This is a genomic window from Micromonospora sp. HK10, from assembly GCF_000982955.1.
Taxonomy (GTDB): domain Bacteria; phylum Actinomycetota; class Actinomycetes; order Mycobacteriales; family Micromonosporaceae; genus Micromonospora.
In genome coordinates this window covers 1-3,300 of the sequence record NZ_KQ058750.1, presented here as the reverse complement: position 1 = coordinate 3,300, position 3,300 = coordinate 1, and the positions used below count along the sequence as shown (strand labels likewise).

Annotated in this window: 3 protein-coding genes; 2 read left to right on the top strand and 1 reads right to left on the bottom strand. The window is 74.6% G+C overall.

The features are described from left to right. The first annotated feature begins 385 nt into the window (after positions 1-385). Both pafA and LQ51_RS09405 read left to right on the top strand, forming a co-directional pair. Positions 386-1,744 (top strand): Pup--protein ligase, encoded by a 1,359-nt coding sequence (gene pafA, locus LQ51_RS09410; RefSeq protein ID WP_046564330.1) that lies wholly within the window; start codon positions 386-388, stop codon positions 1,742-1,744. 58 nt (positions 1,745-1,802) lie between these two features. Further along, complete coding sequence (locus LQ51_RS09405; protein WP_046564329.1) at positions 1,803-2,021, top strand: hypothetical protein; 219 nt, start codon at positions 1,803-1,805, stop codon at positions 2,019-2,021. Positions 2,022-2,156: 135 nt separating this feature from the next. Here the strand turns inward: LQ51_RS09405 and LQ51_RS09400 are convergent, their stop codons facing one another. Next, positions 2,157-3,242 carry a DUF3866 family protein gene (locus tag LQ51_RS09400; RefSeq protein WP_046564328.1) on the bottom strand — a complete coding sequence of 362 codons (1,086 nt, stop codon included), beginning with the start codon at positions 3,240-3,242 and terminating at the stop codon, positions 2,157-2,159. Between the last annotated feature and the right edge of the window lie 58 nt (positions 3,243-3,300).

The following is a 3,300-nucleotide window of genomic DNA, read 5'->3' as shown; positions in this document are numbered from 1 at the left end:
CGAGGCCGCGCAGGTCTCAGGGTGAGGCCGCGAGCGGCCCGGGTGGAGGCGGCAGCAGACCAGGCACGAGACCGCCGCCGGGCCTGGGAGCAATCGCCGGGACCGGCGCGGACCCGAGCGGGTGGGACGGCGACAGCCCTGGGCGCGTCCACCTGGGACCGGCACGTGGAGCGTCCGCGCGGGCCCGACCGCCGGCCGGGCCGGGGAGGGCACGTTGCGCCGCGCGCCGGGTCGGAAAGTGGCACCCGCGGTGACCCGGATCGGCCCCGACGACGCTGGCCCCGACGGTGGGATGCGCGGGCGGTGGGAATGGTCGGGGCTCAGCCGGTCGGACCGGCGCAATGAGCGCTGCCCATCGGCGGCCTCGGGCGGCTAATGTCACATCATGGAGCGGCGAATCTTCGGCCTCGAGACCGAGTACGGCGTCACCTGCACCTACCGCGGGCAGCGTCGGCTTTCCCCCGACGAGGTCGCGCGGTACCTGTTCCGGCGGGTGGTGTCGTGGGGCCGGTCGAGCAATGTGTTCCTGCGCAACGGAGCCCGCCTCTATCTGGACGTGGGCTCGCACCCGGAGTACGCGACGCCGGAGTGCGACTCGGTGACGGATCTGGTGGCCCACGACCGGGCGGGCGAGCGGATCCTGGAAGGGCTGCTCGTCGACGCGGAGAAGCGGCTGCACGACGAGGGCATCGCGGGCGAGATCTACCTGTTCAAGAACAACACCGACTCGGCCGGCAACTCGTACGGCTGCCACGAGAACTATCTGGTCTCCCGGCACGGCGAGTTCGGCCGCCTCGCCGATGTGCTGATCCCGTTCCTGGTCACCCGGCAGTTGATCTGTGGCGCCGGCAAGGTGCTGCAGACGCCGCGCGGCGCGGTCTACTGCCTGTCCCAGCGGGCCGAGCACATCTGGGAGGGGGTCTCCTCGGCGACCACCCGGAGCCGGCCGATCATCAACACCCGGGACGAGCCGCACGCCGACGCGGAGCGGTACCGCCGGCTGCACGTGATCGTCGGTGACTCGAACATGAACGAGGTCACCACGCTGCTGAAGGTCGGCACCGCCGACATCGTGCTGCGGATGATCGAGGCCGGGGTGGTGATGCGGGACCTGACGCTGGAGAACCCGATCCGGGCGATCCGCGAGGTGTCGCACGACATCACCGGGCGGCGCAAGGTGCGGTTGGCCTCCGGCAAGGAGGTCAGCGCCCTGGAGATCCAGCAGGAGTACCTGGCCAAGGCCACGGAGTTCGTGGAACGCCGGGGCGGAGACCAGACCGCTAAGCGGGTGGTCGACCTGTGGGCGCGGGTGCTGCGCGCGGTGGAGACCGGCGACCTGGACCCGGTGGCCCGGGAGATCGACTGGATCACCAAGCTGAAGTTGATCGAGCGGTATCAGCGCAAGCACGACCTGCCGCTGTCGCATCCGCGGGTGGCGCAGATGGATCTGGCGTACCACGACCTGCGGCGCGGGCGCGGCCTGTACGGGCTGCTGGAGCGGCGCGGAGAGGTGGACCGGGTGGCCACTGACCCGGAGATCTTCGAGGCGAAGGAGACCCCGCCGCAGACCACCCGGGCGCGGCTGCGCGGCGAGTTCATCCGGCACGCCCAGGAGAAGCGGCGGGACTTCACCGTGGACTGGGTGCACCTGAAGCTGAACGACCAGGCGCAGCGCACCGTGCTGTGCAAGGACCCGTTCCGGGCGTACGACGAGCGGGTGGAGCGGCTGATCGCCAGCATGTGAGGCGCGGCGGCCGGTGCCCCGGTACCGGCCGCCCCGCCACCGGTACGCTGGCACGGCGATGAACACTTCCGAACCCTCCGGCCGCGACGGCGGCGCGCGCCCGGACCGCGACCGTGGCACCGAGAAGCTCAACTGGCTCGACCGGCGCCGGGAGAAGATCCGCGCCGAGGTCGAGCGGAACCGCCGTGGCGAGTACACGGTGCCGACCTGGGTGCTGGCCGCCGCGCTGGTGGTGATCGTGGGCGCCTGGCTGGCGCTGATCTTGTTCGCTGGCTGAGCCGGCTGAGCTGGCTGAGCCGGCTGCCGCGTCGCGGGTCGACCGCCGGCGTCCTCGGAGGTTCGCGCTAGCCGCGTACCGGCGGTCGGCCGGTTTCCTGGTCCGGCACGGCTACCTGGCGGGCTGAGTCTCCGATCAGCGGGTGAGGGCGGCGGCGTGCCGGCCGGCGGCGGCCGCGGCCAGGAAGTAGGCGTGGTCGGCGTCCAGGCCGCGCCCCATCGTGGACAGCCCGACCGGGCTGGCCCGCAGCGCCGCGTCGAGGCCGTCGGTGGGCACCGTGACGATCCGGTGCCGCTCCGCGAGGGGGGCCAGCGACGCGGCCACCTCTTCGGCGAGCGCCGGGTCGAGGCCGTCGGGGACCACCAGGTCCGCCGGGGCCAGGGCCACCCGCCCGTACGCGGTGAGGCTGTGGTGGGAGACGCCGCGGTGCCGGGGGCGGGGGTCGGCGGCGGAGACGCGCAGCGAGCCGACCGGCCGTCCGCCCAGCGCGGCGACGGCGTTGACCGCCTCGCCGACGGCCACCCCGGAGAAGCCCCAGCGGGTGCCGGTGCCGAGGTTGCCCGGGCCCTGGGCGACGATCGCGACGTCGGCGCGGAGCACGTGCCGGGCGGCGAGCAGGCCGCTGTGCAGGGTGCTCGCCTCCAGGTCGCCGCCGAAGGCCTGGCCGACGGTGACCGTGCCGGCGAGCCGGCCGGCGAGCCCGGCCAGGGTGCGGGAGAACCAGGCGGGCAGCGCCCCACCGTCGGTGAGCAGGTAGGCCACCCGGGCGTCGGGGGCGTCGGCGTGCACGCCGGCGAGGATCGCCGGCAGCGCGGAGTGCAGGTCGGCGGTGACCACCGGCAGCCCGTCCAGGCTCTCCGCGGCGGCGAGCAGCGCGTGGTGCGGGCTGGCCTCCTCGTCCACCCCGAGCAGGATCGGCTGCAACGGCGTGTAGCGGGCCTTGACCAGGTGGCCGGCGGCCCGGGTGTCGGCGGGCTGCGGCGGATCGGCGGGGAGCCGGTCGGGCAGGGCGACGACCAGGGCGTACCCGCCGGTGCCGAGCCCCATGAGCAGGGCGCCGGCGTTGAGCAGCACCCGGTCGCCGGGCTGCGGGTCGCCGACCAGCGCCGGGTAGGCGAGGGCGCGCATCCGGGCGCCGTCGGGCAGGTCGACGTCGAGTTCCACCGCGCCGGCCCAGCGCCGCCGCACCCCCGTGACCGTGCCGGCCCGCCATCGCACCATGCCCGGCACGCTATCGGCCCGCGCCGGATCGGGGCACGGCCGGGGTCGGCGGGCGGCC

Coding starts and splice junctions, on each gene's coding strand:
- LQ51_RS09405 (WP_046564329.1), top strand. CDS start 1,803: ATGAACACTTCCGAACCCTCCGGCCGCGACGGCGGCGCGCGCCCGGAC.
- LQ51_RS09400 (WP_046564328.1), bottom strand. CDS start 3,242: ATGGTGCGATGGCGGGCCGGCACGGTCACGGGGGTGCGGCGGCGCTGG.
- pafA (WP_046564330.1), top strand. CDS start 386: ATGGAGCGGCGAATCTTCGGCCTCGAGACCGAGTACGGCGTCACCTGC.